The sequence below is a fragment of the Panacagrimonas sp. genome (assembly GCF_965216805.1).
GTDB lineage: Bacteria > Pseudomonadota > Gammaproteobacteria > Nevskiales > Nevskiaceae > Panacagrimonas.
Genome location: NZ_CBDCGN010000002.1, coordinates 1,536,341 through 1,554,542, shown reverse-complemented (window position 1 = coordinate 1,554,542; position 18,202 = coordinate 1,536,341). Strand labels below are relative to the sequence as shown.

The 18,202-nt window shown below is 64.5% G+C and carries 16 protein-coding genes and 1 tRNA gene; 7 read left to right on the top strand and 10 right to left on the bottom strand.

Going from position 1 to position 18,202, the window contains the following annotated elements; all coding sequences use genetic code 11:
* The first annotated feature begins 65 nt into the window (after positions 1-65).
* On the top strand, positions 66-701 hold the full coding sequence (locus ACOOHP_RS07415) for a TetR/AcrR family transcriptional regulator (protein WP_420465814.1): 636 nt from the start codon (positions 66-68) through the stop codon (positions 699-701).
* Between the two features lie 281 nt (positions 702-982).
* Here the strand turns inward: ACOOHP_RS07415 and ACOOHP_RS07410 are convergent, their stop codons facing one another.
* The 5 genes from ACOOHP_RS07410 to ACOOHP_RS07390 all read right to left on the bottom strand — a co-directional run bounded on the left by ACOOHP_RS07410 (position 983) and on the right by ACOOHP_RS07390 (position 8,974).
* A complete protein-coding gene (locus ACOOHP_RS07410) occupies positions 983-2,047 on the bottom strand; it encodes a Rieske 2Fe-2S domain-containing protein (protein WP_420465813.1) in 1,065 nt (354 codons plus the stop codon).
* Between the two features lie 175 nt (positions 2,048-2,222).
* Complete coding sequence (locus ACOOHP_RS07405) at positions 2,223-4,976, bottom strand: LuxR C-terminal-related transcriptional regulator (RefSeq protein WP_420465812.1); 2,754 nt, start codon at positions 4,974-4,976, stop codon at positions 2,223-2,225.
* Positions 4,977-5,151: 175 nt separating this feature from the next.
* The gene (locus ACOOHP_RS07400; RefSeq protein WP_420465811.1) at positions 5,152-5,745 is read right to left on the bottom strand and encodes a hypothetical protein; all 594 of its coding nucleotides are present in this window, start codon (positions 5,743-5,745) and stop codon (positions 5,152-5,154) included.
* A 118-nt stretch (positions 5,746-5,863) separates the two neighbouring features.
* Complete coding sequence (locus ACOOHP_RS07395) at positions 5,864-7,291, bottom strand: aldehyde dehydrogenase family protein (RefSeq protein WP_420465810.1); 1,428 nt, start codon at positions 7,289-7,291, stop codon at positions 5,864-5,866.
* A 36-nt stretch (positions 7,292-7,327) separates the two neighbouring features.
* Complete coding sequence (locus ACOOHP_RS07390; RefSeq protein ID WP_420465809.1) at positions 7,328-8,974, bottom strand: acetolactate synthase large subunit; 1,647 nt, start codon at positions 8,972-8,974, stop codon at positions 7,328-7,330.
* A 250-nt stretch (positions 8,975-9,224) separates the two neighbouring features.
* Here ACOOHP_RS07390 and ACOOHP_RS07385 point away from each other — a divergent pair, with 250 nt between their 5' ends.
* The 5 genes from ACOOHP_RS07385 to ACOOHP_RS07365 all read left to right on the top strand — a co-directional run bounded on the left by ACOOHP_RS07385 (position 9,225) and on the right by ACOOHP_RS07365 (position 13,097).
* Positions 9,225-10,406: a pyridoxal phosphate-dependent aminotransferase gene (locus ACOOHP_RS07385; protein ID WP_420465808.1), complete on the top strand. Its 1,182-nt coding sequence runs from the start codon at positions 9,225-9,227 to the stop codon at positions 10,404-10,406.
* A 121-nt stretch (positions 10,407-10,527) separates the two neighbouring features.
* Entirely contained in the window at positions 10,528-11,304 is a 777-nt protein-coding gene (locus ACOOHP_RS07380) for a ferredoxin--NADP reductase (protein ID WP_420465807.1), read from the top strand.
* Positions 11,305-11,392: 88 nt separating this feature from the next.
* Positions 11,393-11,468: transfer RNA gene (locus ACOOHP_RS07375), tRNA-Asn, on the top strand.
* A 231-nt stretch (positions 11,469-11,699) separates the two neighbouring features.
* The gene (locus ACOOHP_RS07370) at positions 11,700-12,233 is read left to right on the top strand and encodes a MucR family transcriptional regulator (RefSeq protein WP_420465806.1); all 534 of its coding nucleotides are present in this window, start codon (positions 11,700-11,702) and stop codon (positions 12,231-12,233) included.
* A gap of 171 nt (positions 12,234-12,404) precedes the next feature.
* Positions 12,405-13,097, top strand: coding sequence for an SOS response-associated peptidase (locus ACOOHP_RS07365; RefSeq protein WP_420465805.1), 693 nt, complete (start codon positions 12,405-12,407; stop codon positions 13,095-13,097).
* Positions 13,098-13,109: 12 nt separating this feature from the next.
* On the opposite strand, the gene ACOOHP_RS07360 is transcribed toward ACOOHP_RS07365, so the two are convergent.
* The 3 genes from ACOOHP_RS07360 to ACOOHP_RS07350 all read right to left on the bottom strand — a co-directional run bounded on the left by ACOOHP_RS07360 (position 13,110) and on the right by ACOOHP_RS07350 (position 14,780).
* Positions 13,110-13,466, bottom strand: coding sequence for a hypothetical protein (locus ACOOHP_RS07360; protein ID WP_420465804.1), 357 nt, complete (start codon positions 13,464-13,466; stop codon positions 13,110-13,112).
* A 328-nt stretch (positions 13,467-13,794) separates the two neighbouring features.
* Positions 13,795-14,235, bottom strand: a complete 441-nt coding sequence (locus tag ACOOHP_RS07355) for a DUF2280 domain-containing protein (protein WP_420465803.1) — start codon at positions 14,233-14,235, stop codon at positions 13,795-13,797.
* Positions 14,236-14,252: 17 nt separating this feature from the next.
* Positions 14,253-14,780 carry a hypothetical protein gene (locus tag ACOOHP_RS07350; protein ID WP_420465802.1) on the bottom strand — a complete coding sequence of 176 codons (528 nt, stop codon included), beginning with the start codon at positions 14,778-14,780 and terminating at the stop codon, positions 14,253-14,255.
* Between ACOOHP_RS07350 and ACOOHP_RS07345 the strand changes: the two genes are divergently transcribed.
* Positions 14,767-15,864, top strand: coding sequence for a hypothetical protein (locus tag ACOOHP_RS07345; protein ID WP_420465801.1), 1,098 nt, complete (start codon positions 14,767-14,769; stop codon positions 15,862-15,864). The two genes, ACOOHP_RS07350 and ACOOHP_RS07345, sit on opposite strands and share 14 nt — an antisense overlap.
* A gap of 512 nt (positions 15,865-16,376) precedes the next feature.
* Here ACOOHP_RS07345 and ACOOHP_RS07340 read toward each other — a convergent pair.
* Positions 16,377-17,087, bottom strand: coding sequence for an ATP-binding protein (locus ACOOHP_RS07340; protein WP_420465800.1), 711 nt, complete (start codon positions 17,085-17,087; stop codon positions 16,377-16,379).
* Positions 17,087-17,905 (bottom strand): hypothetical protein, encoded by an 819-nt coding sequence (locus tag ACOOHP_RS07335; protein ID WP_420465799.1) that lies wholly within the window; start codon positions 17,903-17,905, stop codon positions 17,087-17,089. The genes ACOOHP_RS07340 and ACOOHP_RS07335 overlap by 1 nt, the downstream gene beginning before the upstream one ends.
* Positions 17,906-18,202: the final 297 nt, after the last annotated feature.

Sequence of the window (18,202 nt, the reverse complement as noted above, 5' to 3'; positions counted from 1 at the left end):
TAGCATGTACGATGGTGTGGTACCGAGCGGTATCATTTCAAGAGCGGATTCCGTGGAGGACCGCCATGAACGACACAAGCCCTTCTGCCGAAAACATTTGTTCTGCCACCGCGCGGCGCAGTGCCCGCGACCGCATCTTCGACGCCGCGCGCGACCTGTTCTACCGCCAGGGCATCCGTGGCGTGGGGGTGGACGCCATCGCCGAACAGGCCGGCGCCACCAAGATGAGCCTGTACCGCGCGTTTCCCGGCAAGGACGAGCTGGTGGCCGAATGCCTGCGCCACAGTGCTGCGCAATTCTGGGTCTGGTGGGATGAGGTGGTGGATCAACACGCTCCGGACGCACGCGCCACCTTGCTCGCGCTGTTCCGGGGTCTTGCGCAGCAGCAGAAGTCGCCGCAGCACCGCGGATGCCCCATCGCCAATGCCGCGGTCGAGCTGACCGCAGCCGAGCATCCGGCGCGCGACATCGTGCTGCACTACAACCGCGAAAAGCGTCGGCGACTGCGCGCGCTGTGCCGACAGCTCGGCGTACGCGAGCCCGACCGGCTAGCTGCCGGTCTGCAGTTACTGATGGACGGCGCCTGCCTGTCGCGCGTGACCTTCGGCGCCGAGGGGCCCTGCGCCGCGCTGCCCCACACCGCCGCCAGTCTGATCGATGCGGCGACGGCGCAGCCGAAACCCGGCACTCACGTCGCTTGAGACTTAAATGAGACTTTCGTAACGGGTTAGCACTTTGCTCGCCTCTCCCGCAGGCGGGAGAGGTCGGCGCGAAGTGCCGGGTGAGGGGCTCGCAGGCTGGAATTGCGCCATCCTGAAAATCCCTCACCCCTACCCCTCTCCCGCCAGCGGGAGAGGGGATGTTCGTCAGCTATTTTGGTAAGGCTCAATAGCTTCGGTTAAGGGAGTTTCGGTGAAAGGGTGGCCCGGATCTCGCTGCGCTCGATCCTGGCCACCAAACCTTTTCGGAGTCAGGTCAAGCGTCAGGCCGGCTGAGGCTGGGCCTTAACCTGCGCACCGTCCGCCTCCTCGCGGATCAGCTTGTCGAGCACCCACAGCATCTTGCCTGGGCCGGCGTCGTTGGCGATGTTGACCATCTTCAGATCCGGCCTTTCCTTGCGCCGCTGGTGCTGTGCCTCCAGCATGATCTTGTCTTCGGTGAAGGCGATGTCCAGGGTGCCGCCGAGCAGATTGCTGATACCGGGAAACTCGGTTTCCTTGCTGGCGCCCCAGGAATAGTAGTAATCCACCGAGTCCTCGTCGCAGGGCGTCACGCTCTGGCAGGTCCAGGTGTCCAGCAGGAGCTGGCCGTTTGATTCGCCCTCGGTCGCCGTTCCGGCATAGAAGGCGCGGAAGTGCATGATCCAGTTGCAGGGCACGGTGTGCTGGATGTCAAAGCAGATGTCCAGCTTGGTGCCTTCCGGGAAGATGTGCGCCACCGCACCGGTCGGTGCCACCGAGCGCACCCAGAAGATCGTGTTCAGCCCTCGCGGGGTGATCTCGTACTTGGGCTTGATCTCGGAATACTGGCGGTCACCGCCCACGGTTTCCGGGTGCACCCAGGCCAGATGGCTGAGATCCGCGAGATTCTCGATCTCCCAGCGATAGTTGGTCTTCACGTGCATCTGCGAGGTCTTGATGTTCCAGTTGGGATCGCCCGGACCCACCGCGAAGCAGATCAGGTTGGGATCGGCCTTGGCCGGGTCGCCCATCCACACCCAGATCCAGTTGTCCTTCTCCACCACCGGAAAGCTGCGCACGCAGGCACGTTCGGGAATGGTGGTCTGGCCGGGAACCTCCTCGCAGATACCCTGCGCATTGAACTTCAGGCCGTGGTACATGCAGCGTAGGGAGTTGCCTTCCTTGCGGCCCAGCGACAAGGCGGCTTGGCGGTGGGGGCAGCGATCTTCCAGCGCCACCACGGCGCCGTCCGGTTTGCGGAACAGCACCACCCGCTCGCCGGCGATCTTGCGCGCGATGATGGCGCTCTTGCCCTGGTGGACCTCGTAATCCCATCCGGCGCAATACCACGCATTCTTCAGGAACATCGTTATTTTCTCCATCTGGTTGTTCTGGCAGACCGCTGAGCTGGACACGGTGCTGCGAACGATCCGGGCGGACCGCACGCCTCACCCCAGACTCGAATCTAGGTGCCGCGCCAGCCAGAGGCACCCGCCAGATGGGAGGGCAAGCCGCAAAACACGCCGATCACTGAAATGAATATCACGCCACCCAGCCGTGATCGCGGGCGAGCTTGACGGCGTCGAACCGGCGATGGACCTGCAGCTTGGAAAAGATGCGTTGCCAGTACCACTTGACCGTGGTGGCGCTCAGACCGAGCGCACAGGAGACATCCGAAGTCGCCATTCCCTGCGCGGTGAGTCGGAGGATTTCCAGCTCGCGCGCCGACAGCGGGTCCACCTCCAGCAGCCCGACCCGGCCGCCTGCCGTGTTGTCGTCGGCCGGCAGGCTGGCGTCCGGAAAGTGCGGCAGCAGCCGATCTATCCGTTCGCGCAGTTCGCGGTCGCTGGCACCGGCAGCGGACCTCAGACCGAGCAAGGTGGTGGCCATGAACGCCCCTTCGTCGACAAAGCTGCGTACGAATCCGTCCTGGCGTGAGGCCAGCAGACACTCCGCCACCGTGGCCTGGGCGGCGCCGGTGTCACCGAGCTGCGCCTGTGCACGCGCCAGCACCACCGCAATCCGCAAGGCGGCCTGCGGGCACCGTCGCTGCGCCGCGTATTGATACCAGCGCTGCAGTACCGGCAACGCTGCATGGGCGTCTCCGCCATCGATGCGCACGCGCGCCCACGCCAGCGCCAGCATTTCGTCGGTGCTGCAGGCGGCCTCGCCCGGCGCCAAACTCGAAAGCACGCCGCGACGCTCGAGGTCAGCCATCAGGGCGGCGGCCTGCGTGCTGCGGCCATCGGCGATGGCCTGTCGCACGCGTTCGTGCCACACCGCCGCCTGCAACCGCTGCATGCCGTGGCGCTCGGCGACGTGCGAGCCGGCTTCCAGCGCGTCGATGGCCTCGTCCGCCTGACCATCGATCCACGCCAGCCGCGAGGCGGTCAGGAAGCGTGCGATGGGGTGGTCGCAAAAACCGAAGTCGGCCAGCAGAAAGGAATGCTCGCGCAGCAGGCTGCGAGCGCGCTCCAGATCGCCGCGCTCGTAACGCAGGGCGGCGAGCATGGCGGTCGGCATTGCGGCCAGCCGCGAATCCTGCCCCTGCAGTGCGGTGCCGGTGCGCCGTGCGCGCTCGTAGGCGTGCTCGGCAGCGTCCAGATCGCCGCGCATGAAGAAGGTGAGTCCGGCGACCGAGTCGTGGAACACGGTGCCGTAATGCGCGCCGCCCTCGACAAACTGACGGTGCAGCATCGGTGCCTGCAAGGGCGCGCCTTCGCAGTCGTAACGCTCGCGCTGCGCCTGCATCAGCGTGGTGCCCACCGAGGCCTGCATGAAGGGGTCGTCATCCGGCGTTTCCGCCAACCACTTCTGCGCCAGGTCGTGCGCCTGCGGCAGACGATCAGCGAGCAGGTCCAGCATCAGTTCGCGATGGGCCAGCTTGCTGCGCATGAAGCGCATCTGCGCGGCATCGAGCACCGCGCCCTCGCCCACCTGCGCCTGCTCCAGGGTCGCGCGGACGTCGGACAACGCGGTCCTGGCCTCGGCAAAACGCCACTGCAGCTCGTAGTCCCAGGTCAGCTCCAGTTGCAGGCGCGGCAACCGCCGCAGCATGTCGCGCGGCAGGCGTGCAGCATGCCGGTGCAGGGTGTGAATCTGCCCGGAGGCGAACAGCTCCACGCAGGCGGCGTCCAGCAACTGCCCGGCGCGCTCCACATCCTCGGCCAGGAAGGCGTGTTCGATGGCCTCGGTCGCAAGGCCGTTGGCGGTCAGCCAGTCGGCCGCGCGCCGATGCAGGGTCTGCCAGCGCGACCCATGGCGGTCGCGCAGGCGGCGCTGCAGGAAATCGGCGAACAGATGGTGATAGCGATACCAGTTGCGACGGTCGTCCAGCGAGAATATGAACAGATTCCTGGCTTCGAGCTCGTCCAGCAACTGACGGCTGTCGCTGCGTCCGGTGACGGCCTGCACCAGGCCGGTGTTGAAGCGCTTGAGGATCGCGCTCTCCATCAGGAATTGCTGAAGGGGCGGCGCCAGTCGGCTCAGCACCTGCTCGCCCAGGAACTCGCCCACTTCACGCGACTCGCCGGAGAACGCATCGAGAAAGCCGGCAACATCGTCCACCGCGTTCAGCGCGATCACCGCCAACTGCAGGCTGGCCGCCCAACCCTCGGTCTGCTCGCGCAGCCGGGCGGCCTGTGCGGGCTCCAGACTGCGGGTAGAGGTGGCTTCGATGAAGTCGCGGGCCTCGGTGTCGGAGAACGCCAGCTGCAGCGCGTCGATTTCCAACGCCTGGCTCAGCGCCAGCAGCCGGTTGAGCGGCAGCTCGTTGCGACTGCGGCTGCCGATCAGCAGATGCACGCGCGCCAGCGGCGCCAGCAGCACGGCGGCCAGGGTCTGGCGAACTTCCGCATCGGTGATCAGGTGATAGTCGTCGAGGACCAGAAACAGGTCCTGGTCCAGTGCCGCCAGCGCATTGAGCAGGCTGGTGCGCAACACCGCAGGCGAAGGCTGGCCGCCGGAAGCCAGCAGACGCACCACCGCCGTGCCGAAGCGCAGGCCGCTCTTGCGCAGGGCTTGCACCCAGTGCAGTAGAAACCGCGTGTGGTCGTTGTCGGCCTCGTCCAGGCTCAGCCAGGCGACGTGCTGACCGCGCTCGCGCAGCGCCTGGTGCACCTGCGCCAGAACGCTGGTCTTGCCGTATCCCGCCGCGGCGTTGATGAGCAACAGCCGGCCGCCCGCGGCGTCCAATGCGCACGACAGCAGACGGGCGCGTACCACCAGCGCACTGTTCTTGCTGGGGGGAATCAGCTTGGTCTGCTGTATTTCCCCGTGGCTGGACTGCAGCCGCATCGGTTTCTTCCTCCGGCGCACCTTCGGGTGCAGGCGTGTCGACCCGACCGTTCTAAACCGTGCCTTGCGGGACGATCCGGACGATTCATTCGGCCGATCATCAGCGCCGCTAGCCGAGCACGCAACATCCCTGGCCGATGCGCACCACAGGCGAACGCTATGCCGCAAGGTCGGATCAGCGCATCGGCTCGTCCATCTCCGGTGCCGGCACCACCTGCAACACAGGGTTCAAATCCACGCTTACGACGTTGCGGCCCGAAGGCGACTGCAGACCTTGGGCGTCACCTCCTCGCGCCTTGACCGCCAACCGATAGCCGCGCCGCAACGCGGTCCAGTCGGCCAGCACCGCCAGCTCGCGTGCCTGCCGTTCGGCGGTCTGCACCTCGGGGTAGGTTTGCAGGGCGAGCCAGCCCTGCGGCGTGTCCAGTCCCAGTTCGAAATCGCTGGAGGGGCGCAGGCTCACCGCCACCGCCTCGATCTGCGCGAACGACCAGTTGCTGACCCGCTGCAGACCTGCGACGCCCGCCTGCAGTTGCACCAAGCGATGGTCGCTGTCGATCCACACCGTGCGCTGCTGCGCCACATTCAGGCCCACCGCCGCGCAGATCGCGACCAGGCCCAGCAGCGCCAGCACGCGCCCGCGCCGTGGCGGCCAGGGTCGCAGCAGGTAGAACGCGCCGACCAGCACCAGACCCACGCAGAAGAACACCACAAACGGCGCGCCGGGCGTGCTCTGCACGAAGCTCAAGGGAATCTGACTGGAATCCATGCGGGTGTCGTCAGGTGATTTACGGGAACGGCGATGCGGTCGTGCTTGCCGCGGATTTCACTGACACAGGCCGATAAAGCAGGGGACGGGCCGTCTGGCACCGAACCTCGGAGCGCGCTCAGCGCGTGCGTATCACCAGGTTGCGAATCTCGGTCATGTCCTCGATGGCAAAGCGCACACCCTCGCGCCCCAGGCCGCTGTCCTTGACCCCGCCGTAAGGCATGTTGTCGGCGCGCCAGGACGGCACGTCACCGATCACCACACCCCCGACGTCCAGCTCGTCCCAGGCCTGCAGCGCGCGATACAGGTCGCGCGTGAAGACCCCGGCCTGCAGCCCGAACACACTGTCGTTGACCTGCGCCAATGCCTGGGTGAAGTCGGTAAACCGACTCAGCACCGCCACCGGACCAAAGGCTTCTTCGGTGCACAGCGGCTGGTCGGCCGGCACGTCTTCTAGCAGGCTGGCCTGCAGCATCGCGCCGTCGCGGTTACCGCCGCACAACAGTTTGCCCCCGGCTGCCACTGCCTGCGCAATCCAGTCCGACAGACGCTGCGCCTCCTTCGAGGAGATCATCGGGCCAATGAAGGTCTGCTCGTCGGCGGGGTCGCCGCAGACCAGCTTTTCGGTCGCTTCGACCAGGCGTGCGCGAAAGGCCTCGTAAATGTCGGCGTGCACCAGGATGCGCTGCACGCCGATACAGCTCTGTCCGGATTGGTAGAACGCGCCAAACACGATGCGCGCCACCGCGTCGTCGAGATCGCTATCGGCATCGACGATTACCGCGGCGTTGCCGCCCAGCTCCAGCACCACCTTCTTCTTGCCGGCGCGCGCCTTCAGATCCCAGCCGACCGCCGGCGAGCCGGTAAACGACAGCAACTTGAGCCTCGGATCGGTGGTGAACAACTCTGCGCCGTCACGCCGGCACGGCAGGATGGAGAAAGCCCCGGGCGGCAGATCGGTTTCTGCCAGCACCTGGCCGATCATCAGCGCGCCGATGGGCGTCAGGCTGGCCGGCTTGAGTACGAACGGGCATCCGGCGGCAATGGCCGGCGCCACCTTGTGTGCGGCCAGATTCAGCGGAAAGTTGAACGGCGAGATGAACGAGCACGGCCCGATCGGCACACGCCGGTACTGGCCGCGATAGCCGCGCGTGCGCTCGCCGGTCTCCAGGTTCATGACGTGACCGTCGATACGCACCGACTCCTCGGCCGCGATGCGGAATGTGTCGATCAGGCGCGTGACTTCGCCGCGGCTGTCCTTGATGGGCTTGCCGGCCTCGATGCACAGCGCCTGCGCCAGTTCTTCGGCACGTTCGGTAAACCGAGCAACGCAATGCTGCAGCACGTTCCGGCGCTCGAACGGCGGCAGGCGGCGCATATCGTCGGCGGCCGCAACCGCCGCGGCGATACCGCGGTCGATGGCGCGGGTATCGGCCATCGCCACGCGCGTGGCCGCCGTGCCGCGATACTTGTCGATGACTTCCAGATCTTCGTTGGGCTGCTCGGCACGATTGGCCAGGTAATAGGGATAGCGTTGATCGAGCATGGTTGCTCCAGGTCGAGTGGCGGCAGCGCGGCGAGGTCAGGGCACCAGCGCGGCGCTGCGTTCGGGAATCTCACGGTTGAGGATGCGATCGTTATCGGCGTAATCGACCGGCACGTCGATCACGTGCACACCGCGCGCGCCGAGGCATTGCGACAGCAATGGCGCTAGTTGCTCGGTGGCGCCAACGCGATGGCCGTGCGCGCCGTAACTGTTGGCGTAGGCCACGAAATCCGGATTGCCGAAGTCCAGGCCAAAGTCGCGCAGGCCCAGGTGCTGCTGCTTCCACTTGATCATGCCGTAGGCGCTGTCGTTGAGGATCAGCACCACCAGGTCCAGACCCAGCCGCACGGCGGTCTCCAGTTCCTGCGAATTCATCATGAAACCGCCGTCGCCGCAGATCGCCATGACCGGCTTGTCCGGATGGACCAGCCGGGCCGCCATGGCTGAAGGCAGGCCTGCACCCATCGTCGCCAGCGCATTGTCGAGCAGCACGCTGTTCGGGTGACTGGCGTTGTAGTTGCGCGCAAACCAGATTTTGTAAATGCCATTGTCTAGCGCGATCACGCTGTCCGCCGGCATCACCCGGCGCACGTCTGCCACCAGGCGCTGCGGCGTGATCGGAAAGTGCGGGTCGTGTTCACCCTCATGCCGATGTTCGCGCATGGCCGCGCATACCCGCTGCATGAAGCTGAAATCCCAATCGGCGGACGGTATCAGCGCCCGGTCGATCTGCCAGATGGCGTTAGCAATGTCACCGAGGACTTCGACGTGAGGAAAGTAGACCGGATCAACCTCGGCCGAACGGTAGTTGACGTGAATGACCTTGCGCGTGCCGGTGCGCATGACAAACGGCGGCTTCTCGATGACGTCATGTCCGACATTGACGATGCAGTCGGCCTGCTCGATAGCGCGGTGTGGAAAGTCACCGTCGGACACCGCGGCATTGCCCAGGAACAGCGGATGGTTTTCGTCCACCACGCCCTTCCCCATCTGGGTGGTGATGAACGGAATGCCCTGTCGATCAATCAGCGCGCGCAGCATGCGCGCACAGCGCTTGCGATTGGCGCCCGCCGCGATCACCAACAATGGGTGACGCGCAGCGCTCAGCAGTTCCACTGCGCGCGCCACCGCCTTGCCTTCGGCAATCGGCCGTCGCACATCGCTTGCGGCCAGCGGCGACTGCGCGGTCAACTCTGCCGCAACGTCCTCCGGCAGCTCCAGATGGGTCGCCCCGGGACGCTCTTCCTCTGCCAGTCGAAACGCTTCCCGGACCCGCGCCGGCACGCTGTCGGCCGACACGATCTGGCGGGTGAACTTGGTGATCGGCGCCATCATGTCGACCACGTCGATGATCTGGAACTGGCCCTGCTTGCTGCGCTTGATCGGCTTTTGGCCGGTGATCATCACCATCGGCATGGCGCCAAGCTGGGCGTACGCCGCTGCCGTCACCAGGTTGGTGGCGCCCGGCCCCAGGGTGGACAGGCACACGCCGGCCTTGCCGGTGAGGCGGCCGTAGGTCGCGGCCATGAAGCCGGCGGCCTGTTCGTGCCGGGTCAGAATCAGGCGGATGGACGAGCCGGCGAGGGCTTCGAGCAAATCCAGGTTTTCCTCTCCCGGGATGCCGAAAATGAACTCGACGCCTTCGGCCTCCAGGCAACGCACCATCAGATCTGCAGCTTTCACGAATCCTCGTCCTGTCGTTGCGGGTCTGCGCGCAGTGTGCCGGGCCCGGACGCGCTTGTCCGGGCGTCGCCGCTCCACGGTGACGTGGCCAGTCAGACCGCTCGAGCCGGCACGAGTGCCCGTCGATTGCGCGGTCACGCCGATTCACGCCGCGCTCCACCGCGTGTCGATTGTCAGGACGGACTGATTTGCAGCGATAATGCGCGCCGCTTTGCCCCGCCCCCGCCTAACCGATTCATGGAGTGTTTTCGTGGACTCGACACTTGCCCAGCGCATGGGCCGCATCAAGCCTTCCCCGACTCTGGCCGTCACCGCCAAGGCCGCCGAACTCAAGGCGCAGGGACTGGACGTGCTGTCCCTGGGCGCAGGCGAACCGGACTTCGACACGCCGGCGCATATCAAGGCCGCGGCGATCGAGGCGATCAACAAGGGCTTCACCAAGTACACACCGGTGGGCGGCACGCCCGGCCTGAAGAAGGCCATCATCAACAAGCTGCAGCGCGACAATGCGCTGGAGTACAAGCCCAACCAGATTCTGGCGTCCTGCGGCGGCAAGCAGAGCTGCTACAACCTGTGCATGGCGGTGCTCGATGCCGGCGACGAAGTTCTGGTGCCCGCGCCGTTCTGGGTCAGCTACCCGGACATGGTGCTGCTCGCCGACGCCACGCCGGTGATCATGCCGACCACCCAAGCCGCACGCTTCAAGATCACCGCCGAGCAACTGGAGCGCGCGATCACGCCGCGCACCAAGATGATCTGGATCAACTCGCCCTCCAACCCCTCGGGCATGGCCTATACGCGCGCCGAATTGGCTTCGCTGGGCGAAGTGTTGCGCAAACATCCGCGCGTGCTCATCGCCACCGATGACATGTACGAAAAGATTTTGTGGGCGGCCGAGCCGTTCGCCAACATCATCAACGTGTGCCCGGACCTGTACGAGCGCACGGTGGTGATCCACGCGGTCTCAAAGACGTACTCGATGACCGGTTGGCGCCTCGGCTTCGCGGCGGGCACGGCAAAGATCATCACGGCGATGGCAGACATCCAGAGCCAGTCGACCTCCAACCCTACCTCCATCTCCCAGGTGGCGGCGCAGACTGCGCTGGACGGCGACCAGACTTGCGTGGCGGACATGGTCACCGCGTTCAAGGCTCGCCATGACCGTCTGGTGGCCGACCTCAATTCGGTACCCGGAATCCAGTGCGCGGCGGGCGACGGCACTTTTTACGTCTTTCCTAATGTCGAAGGACTTATAAGAAAATTGGGCGTCAAGGATGATCTGGAGCTGTCCGACAAGCTGCTCAAGGAAGCCCTGGTGGCACTGGTGCCGGGTTCAGCATTCGGAACGCCCGGACATGTGCGGCTGAGCTTCGCGACGAGCGACAAAGTGCTGCAGGAATCGGTGGCTCGGCTGCACAAGATTGCCGGCTGAAAAGCTGGGAATCGGCAATGGGGAATCGGGAATCGTAGAAGCAACTGCGATTCCGTTTCTCAGCGCGTTCTGCTTCCCGAGCTTTTACCGATTCCCGATTCCCGATTCCCGAGGTTTTAACGTGGCTGCCATCGGTACCGAAAAAGTCTTGAGCGTTCATCACTGGAACGACACGCTGTTCTCGTTCACCACCACCCGCGATCCCGCCCTGCGCTTCGAGAACGGCCACTTCGTGATGATGGGCCTGGAAGTGGAAGGCCGCCCGCTGCTGCGCGCCTACAGCATCGCCAGCGCCAACTACGAAGACCAGCTCGAGTTCTTCAGCATCAAGGTCGAGAACGGGCCGCTGACCTCGCGTCTGCAGCACATCAAGTCCGGCGACATCGTGCTGGTCAGCCGCAAGCCCACCGGCACCCTGATCCTGCACGATCTCAAGCCGGCCAAGAATCTCTACATGCTCGCCACCGGCACCGGTCTGGCCCCGTTCCTGAGCCTGGTCAAGGACCCGGAAACCTACGAGCGTTTCGAGAAAGTGGTGCTGGTGCACGGCGTACGCAACGTCGACGACTTCGCCTACCACGACTATCTGACCCAGGAACTGCCCAAGCATGAAATCCTGGGCGAGGAAGTCAGCCGCAAACTCATCTACTACCCCACCGCCACGCGCGAGCCGTTTCGCAACAACGGGCGCCTCACCGACCTGTTCGACAGCGGCAAACTGACCCGCGACATCGGCCTGCCGGACCTGAACCCGGAAACCGACCGCGCCATGCTGTGCGGCAGCCCCGCCATGCTCAAGGACACCGCCGCCATGCTGGATCGCCGCGGTTTCCATATCTCGCCGCATATCGGCACCCCCGGCGATTACGTGATCGAGCGTGCCTTCGTGGAGAAGTAGGCGCAACTCGTTTCGCGGATCGCACCGGCCGCTCCCGTCAAGCATTGCACCTGCCGGGAGCAGCCACTAGAATCGCGGCCCCAACTGTTCCGTGATAGCTCAGTCGGTAGAGCAAGTGACTGTTAATCACTGGGTCCCAGGTTCGAGTCCTGGTCACGGAGCCAACTACATCAAGGGCTTGGAGCGATCCGAGCCTTTTCTTTTTTCGGCAGTTCGGCTGCCCCGATACTTACCCTGATACTTTGGGTCAAATTGCTCCCGGGGGCGCCCCAGATCACCACCTCGCTCCGTCAGCCTGACGCGAAAGCCCAACTTGTGACCGTCGTCACCTTTTGATGTTCTAGCACCGCGAATTCGGCGCTACGCTTCCCGCGCACCGGCACGGAGTAGCGACCATGCGCAAGGCAACGACGCGACCCTCCCGCAGCAGTCCTTTTCAGTCTCGCGAGGAAGTAGCGGCCTATACCTCGGGCGGCGACATTGAGTGCCTGGAATGTGGCCAACGATTGCAATACCTCGCGCCGCATCTGAAGCACGCGCACGAAATCACCTGTGCCGAGTACCGCGCAAAGTGGGCCATTCCCGCCGGGGTCGCGCTGGCGGGCACCCTGCTTCGTGCTTCCCATCGGCAGAACATCATCTCCTTAAACAGGGCGGGCGTCACGGTGTGCTCTGATCTCCGGGCCGCCGCAGATGCAGGCCGCGCTGCGCCACGCCAACCGCGAGTCGAATGGGACATTCAGGAGTGCACCCAGCGGGCAGTCGAGGTAGGAAAGGCCCGCGGCCTGCCACCGCGCGAACAGTGGGCGAGTAACAAGGCGAAGCGCGCAGCGTACTCGTTGGCGCACTACCACCTGAAGCGCGGGAACCCTGAGCCTATGCGCGAGTTTCGCGAGCAATGGGGCACGCCAGAGCGTAAGCAGCAGTAAGCAGCTGGCCGGCAATCAGGATGGCGGTTCGCATGGCATCCCCCGTTAGCATCTACCGATGAATACCCTAGCCGCTTTGTGTCTGGTCGTCGGCATCAGCGACAGGATCAGGGTTCGCACGGTCGGCTCCGGTAGCATTCCGTCAAGACCAATAATCGCACCTCGCAAGCCATGTGCTCGAACTATCAGGCGGTGACGGAGATTGCGCGGCTTGCAGAGTATTTCGGCGTCGTTGCTGATAACCCGCCGCTGGCGCAAATGCAGGCTGAGGTGTACCCGGTGCGCTTGGGAACCTTCATACGATTATCAGCCGAGGGCCGCAAGCTTGCGGATACCGGACAGTTCGGACTGCTGCCCCATTTCGCGCGGGAAGTCAGCTATGGCCGGCGAACGTACAACTCGCGGTCTGAGACGGTGGCCACGCTGCCCAGCTTCCGCACCGCATGGAAACGGGAACAGCGCTGCATCATCCCCGCCGAGCGCATCTATGAACCCTGCTATGAGTCGGGCAAGGCGGTGCGATGGGCCATCGAACTGCCGGACGGGTTGCCGATGGGCATCGCCGGAATCTGGTCAGAGCACCCGCATTTTCTGGCTGAGGATGGCTCACCGTTGCTGTCCTTCGCCATGCTCACGGTCAACGCCGACGGCCACCCCGTTTTCCAGCGCATGCACCGGCCCGAAGACGAAAAGCGGATGGTCGTGATCCTGCACGCCGACCAGTACGACCCTTGGCTTACATGCAGCGTCGCGGACGCGCCGACGTTTTTTCGCCAGTTCCTTGGCGACCTTCACGTTTGCGCAGCGCCGGCACCACCGCGGGCGAAGAAACCAAAGCAGCCAGGCCCGCCGCCGGTCCTGTAATCCCGGCGACGATCAGTCCGGCTTGAACGCCCGCTGCCACAACGGCCGCTCAGGCTTCAGCAAGTGTTCGGGGTCTTTGTCGGGTAACGGCTTAGGGATTCGCTCGCCGCGGTGGAACTGTTCCACCCAGAACCGGACGCGCTCACGGTCTGTTCGATAGTCAGGCGGGCCGATCAGGGCGGCCAGCTCATGCGACAGGCGTTCCAGGGCTTCCACTGCCTGCGCTGCCCATTCCCGGCGCTGGTCGGCGTCCAGGGCCGCACCAGGGACGTTTCGAGCCTCATACCGCCGGATCAGCAGGTGCGCGTCGTCCAGCAGGTGCCGCTGCGCTGAATCGCCGGTATTCGGTCGGGGCCGGTAGTGTGCCATGGGACTACTGTAAGGATTATCAGTAGTCGCGTCTGGTCACTCCGTGATCATGTTCAGACTCACCTCGCCGCTCTCGACGGCCTTCTGCACTTCGGGGGCGCTCTGCTTGCGAACCTTGATGGCGGATTGAACGCTGGTCTCTCCGACGCCGGCCTCTGCAGTGAGACGTTCTAGCCTGCTACCGGGGTCGGATGTAGACGGCAGCCTGCGCCGACATCAGCGAAAGCAGTCGGCCCAGGGCGATGAAGTAGCGCGTGGCGGTCTTTCGGGTGGCCGCCGCGCCACCTTACTGGACCTCAAACGGCTGTTGGCCAGCAGCCGCTTTTGCTCAGGCTTCCTTGGCTGGGACAATCACCGCCCGAGCCCTGAAGTGGACCCTGCCGTCGATCTTCTGGCGGTTGGTGTAGACATCGCCGCATTCCTTAGCGGCCTGCTCCAGCAAGCTCGCCGCCATCGCCAGGTTCCCGCGCGATTCCGCCTGGGCAAACATGCGCGACAGGGCGCGCAGCCGGTAAGCCTTGTTCGAAATCGGGATGTCCGACACGTCTTCGTGGAACTTCCTGCGGGTGCGTTCAAACATCTTGCGCAGCCGCTCCGACAGATTCCGTCCGGTGCTCTTGTTCGGGTCGTACGCCTCAATCTGCTGCGGGCTCAGGTCGAGCCCATATTCAGCTTGGATGGCGGACCGCACTTGCTTCGGCGTGTCGAAACACGCCAAGGCCTGTACGACGGCCTCTTTCACATCATCAGGGAGCCTTCCGGTAGCCATACGTGATCAAAGGCCTATCAAAGTTCAGGTGCCACTTGCCCCGTCATCGCCAGGACCAGCGCATCCGCCGCGAGCTTGCGATTCGGCCCCTTCATTCCGTTGACCTTGGCCGCCAGCTCGATCAGGTCCTTACGGGGCGCGGTGACCAGGAATTGGGACAACTCACCGGGCGTTGCCTGCGGACCGGCCGCTTTGGCATACCGCGACACGATGTAACGCGGATCTGCGCCGGCCGCAGCCAGCTTCTGCAACTGTTCCAGGTTGCGCACCGTGGCCTGTCGCGCGCCGCGCCGCGCCATCATGCCGATGACTGGCGCCGCCACTGCGCCGGAGCCGCCGCTGGCCGCATAGCCGCCGCCCGCCGCGAGTAGCGTCTTCACCGGGTTGCTCATGTGCAGTTTTCCTTGGCGGGGGATGTCCGCCCATCGTGAGGTTTGCCGCGCGCGCATCTCCACAGTGCATATTCGTAAACCGTGCTCGAAGATGCACGGCAATTGATCGGAGATCCGCGCGTTCCTGCGCAAGTTGGGCGTGCCGCTGCGCATGACTGACGCCGACATCGTTGCTCAGTTCATCATCCCGGCGCGCAAGTACGTGCAGCGCGGCGGCGAGCGGGCGCCGACTGCCGACGCGCAGCCGATGGCGGCATCGCTGTCCGACGAGCGGAGACTTGGGAGCACTGACCGCGAGGGCGTTTTCGTTCTACCATCCAAGCTCAGTTCGGGAGCTACTCATGTCGCAGTCCGCCTCACCGACCAAGGCCGTCGATTCTTCTTCGGCGACTCCAAGCAGCATGCCCGCAAACGAGCGGACGCCGCCGACGGCGGCATCGACCCCGGGGACCGATCAACGGGGTTACTTCGAGAAGCGGGTGAAGGATCTTTCTCTGAGCGAACTCTGCGCGCTTTCCGGCAGACCGCCCCGGAAGCCCTGAATCTTCTGCAAGCTCAGGCCGCGCGTCGGCGCGGCGATCTGAACGACAAAGGGCTGGAACCTGGAGGCTGCTTCCAGTATTCGGCGAAGTCGGCTGTCGAAGGACTTGGCGACATGCTGGTCGGCCAGCGTTCTTGGATCGGCCCGAACGACTGGCACGCTGTCGTGCGACTCCCGGACGGCGAGGTGTTCGAGCCGACCAGCGGCACCATGTTCAAGCCCGGCGTGTACGAGCGCATGGGTTTCACGGTGCATGAATCGCTCACCCCCAGCGAAGTGCGGGCCTTCGAGGCCGATCACGGCACTTGGCCGGCGCCGCATTTGCTCGGCCTGACGGGCATTGAGAGCAGCCGGCAGGCATCAGAGCCGGGCGACTCGGGCGCCGACTTCCAGCTTGCCGACGCCATCCCCAAGGTCCAGCAGCGCCTGAACGACCTGTTCGAGACGCGCAAGACTTTCAATGTCTGGCACAAGACGGTGGGCACGCAGTACCACAAGGCGCAGGTCGACAAGGATTTCAAGCGGGTGTTCGAGCGCGGGCAACAGTACCTGCACGACGTGTCGCGCCTGGCCCTGGGTGCTGCTGACCGGGCGCCGGACATCATCCCCAAGCTGGACACGCTCAAGGACTTGGCCAAGAGCGGCGCCAGCCCGCGGGAACTGAAGCCGGTGGCCGAGACTGCCTTGACGTGGTGACCGCTGAGATCGCTGAGATCGAGAAGACCTGCGCCCACGTTGCGGGCAGGTGATGCGGCATCGCTTTCCCGATCACCCGAGCGTGCTTCGCGGCAATGGCCCGGCGCACGAAAACCATCTGCTGGTTCTTCCCAGCCACTGAGGATTCGGAGCTTCCACGGCGAAATCGCACCTTCGCGCTGCTCATGAGAAAAAATTTTCCCCGGCCAGCCGGCAAGGACAGTCGTCGGCAGCGCCCAAGATTTCCTGCAGGTTGGCTTCGGCTGCCAACGGCACGCATCTACGGCGTCGCGCGGCGGCCCTCTCTCCTGGTCGTCCAGGGCTTCCCGGAACTCATGCAGGGCATCTTCGAGGAGCTGACCTAACTTCCCCGCCGCGGCCCGGGCGCCGTCGCCGGGTGCCTGCTTTACGTTCGCCGTCAGAACTTCTCCTCACGGTCAGCAAGCCCTCTGGTCGTGCGTCCAGCGTTCGCGGGGTCGGACTTGCGTGGCCTCACCGGCGGGGTTGTTCGCTCATGCCGCCTTCCGTCGAGATGGACCTGTCATCGTCATTTGCGTCGCGCCGTCCCTCATGCGGTCATAAGCCCGCTCGCCGACGGCATCGCGTAGCGCCTCGGGTGTGAGGTTCGATATGAAGGCCGTAGTACGCAGGTTGTTGTAGCGCGTGGCTATCAGCTCGTGAAGCCGCATCGCATCGTTCTCGTTTCCTCGCGCAGCGCCAATGTCGTCCAGGAACAGAACATGGGCACCCGCCCAACGCCGAAAGACAGATTGCTCGGTGATGTCCTTCGAGTCCCAGGACGCACGGATCTCCCGCAGGTAATCGGCCTCGCTCCCAAACAACGCCTGCACCCCGTGCTCGGACATCGCACGGATGACAGCAGCGGCCGCGTAGGTTTTCCCCGTCCCAACGTTCCCGATCATGAGTAGCGGCGCATACCGATTCTCAGCTCGATCCGCCCACTTCGACAGCTTTTCACGGTACGGGGTGGCGACGTGCTCAATACGGGCACCGCGATACCGGAGCGGAACACCCGATGCGCTGAGTAAGCGATCTGTCGGCGCTGCTGACTCGCGGGCTTTGGCCTGCCGATCACGGATTCCCAGCTCGGCACACGTCGGGCACGGCGGCGGTCTACCGGTGAACGTGGGGGTCTCGAAGTCGCCGTGTACTTGGCAATTACCGACCGCCTTCTCCATCAGTGATTTGAGGATCGAATTCATTAGATGCTCCCGTAATTTGTGCCAACGGGCGGAACGTCGAGTCGGCTTGTTCGCTTCGTCTTCGCCCCAGAGTTCTGGACCCATTCGGCCTCGAAGTTCTGCCAGCCCCTCTCGGCGGCTTTGCTCACCGCTGCGTCGAGGGTCCATCCAGCTTTGCCCGCCTCACGCTTGAGGGCTTCCCAAGCACGGGGAGTCAGGGGTGCGCGCTTGTGCTTCCGTAATGCGAGCCAATCAGCCGCCGCGCTCTCACTCACGCCCTCAGCGACGAGATCGGCGATGGAGATCGAAGTCGGACGAGCGCGAACGCGCTCAGTGTTGTTCTTGTCTGCTTCTGCTTCTGCTTCTGCTTCTGCTTGGGCGACTTCTTGTGACATTGCGTGACTGTCACGCCCGGTCACGCTTTCGTCGTGACAATCGGCGGGTGAAGCGGATGCCGCAGCCTTGGCGGATCGCTTAACGTCACGATGGAGGCGCTGGCGTTCCGCGTCAGCCGCTCGCTTGGTTTCTTCGTCTCGCTGGTTGCGGTACTTCGCGTAGTTCAGAAGGCTCCAGCCGCCGTCCGCGGTCTTGATTCGGCGGCCCTCATGATCCGGTGTGCGGCTGTACCTGTCGGGCTTCAGGAATGTCGCCAGTGCCGTCTCGCATTCCTCCAGCGTAATGCCGGCGCGCCGTGCTAGTCCGGGCACACTGGCGTTCACGCGCCCGTCGCGGTCGGCCATCGCCAGCATGGCTATCCACAGAATCCGAGTCGGGTACGGCTCGCCCCAGACCGTGCTCTCTGTGATCGACGAGAACAGCTTGGTAAATGCTTGGCTCATGTTTTCACCTCGCTCGACTGCTTGAGGGCGGCAATGGCTTCACCCGCCCCGCGGCCAGTCGTTCCAAATACGCGATCAGGTCAGATTCGAGGTGAAAGCAGTTGCGCCCGCGCTTGATCAGCGGTGGCAGCTCGCCTGCAGCGATAAGAGCGTAGAAGGTCGTCGGCGACCTCACGCCGACGACTCGCATACCTTCACGCGGGGGGACCAAGCGGTTCATTCAGGACCATCCTTCAGCATGTGGGTTCATCGCCACGGACGGAGGTGACAATATGGCCGGCGAGTGGGAGCTCTCCA

Excerpts from the sequence above, each read along its gene's own strand:
- ACOOHP_RS07360 (WP_420465804.1), bottom strand. The coding sequence starts at position 13,466 with ATGGCACACTACCGGCCCCGACCGAATACCGGCGATTCAGCGCAGCGG.
- ACOOHP_RS07340 (WP_420465800.1), bottom strand. The coding sequence starts at position 17,087 with ATGAATTCGATCCTCAAATCACTGATGGAGAAGGCGGTCGGTAATTGC.
- ACOOHP_RS07370 (WP_420465806.1), top strand. The coding sequence starts at position 11,700 with ATGCGCAAGGCAACGACGCGACCCTCCCGCAGCAGTCCTTTTCAGTCT.
- ACOOHP_RS07365 (WP_420465805.1), top strand. The coding sequence starts at position 12,405 with ATGTGCTCGAACTATCAGGCGGTGACGGAGATTGCGCGGCTTGCAGAG.
- ACOOHP_RS07400 (WP_420465811.1), bottom strand. The coding sequence starts at position 5,745 with ATGGATTCCAGTCAGATTCCCTTGAGCTTCGTGCAGAGCACGCCCGGC.
- ACOOHP_RS07355 (WP_420465803.1), bottom strand. The coding sequence starts at position 14,235 with ATGGCTACCGGAAGGCTCCCTGATGATGTGAAAGAGGCCGTCGTACAG.
- ACOOHP_RS07335 (WP_420465799.1), bottom strand. The coding sequence starts at position 17,905 with ATGAGCCAAGCATTTACCAAGCTGTTCTCGTCGATCACAGAGAGCACG.
- ACOOHP_RS07350 (WP_420465802.1), bottom strand. The coding sequence starts at position 14,780 with ATGCGCAGCGGCACGCCCAACTTGCGCAGGAACGCGCGGATCTCCGAT.
- ACOOHP_RS07405 (WP_420465812.1), bottom strand. The coding sequence starts at position 4,976 with ATGCGGCTGCAGTCCAGCCACGGGGAAATACAGCAGACCAAGCTGATT.
- ACOOHP_RS07415 (WP_420465814.1), top strand. The coding sequence starts at position 66 with ATGAACGACACAAGCCCTTCTGCCGAAAACATTTGTTCTGCCACCGCG.
- ACOOHP_RS07395 (WP_420465810.1), bottom strand. The coding sequence starts at position 7,291 with ATGCTCGATCAACGCTATCCCTATTACCTGGCCAATCGTGCCGAGCAG.
- ACOOHP_RS07410 (WP_420465813.1), bottom strand. The coding sequence starts at position 2,047 with ATGTTCCTGAAGAATGCGTGGTATTGCGCCGGATGGGATTACGAGGTC.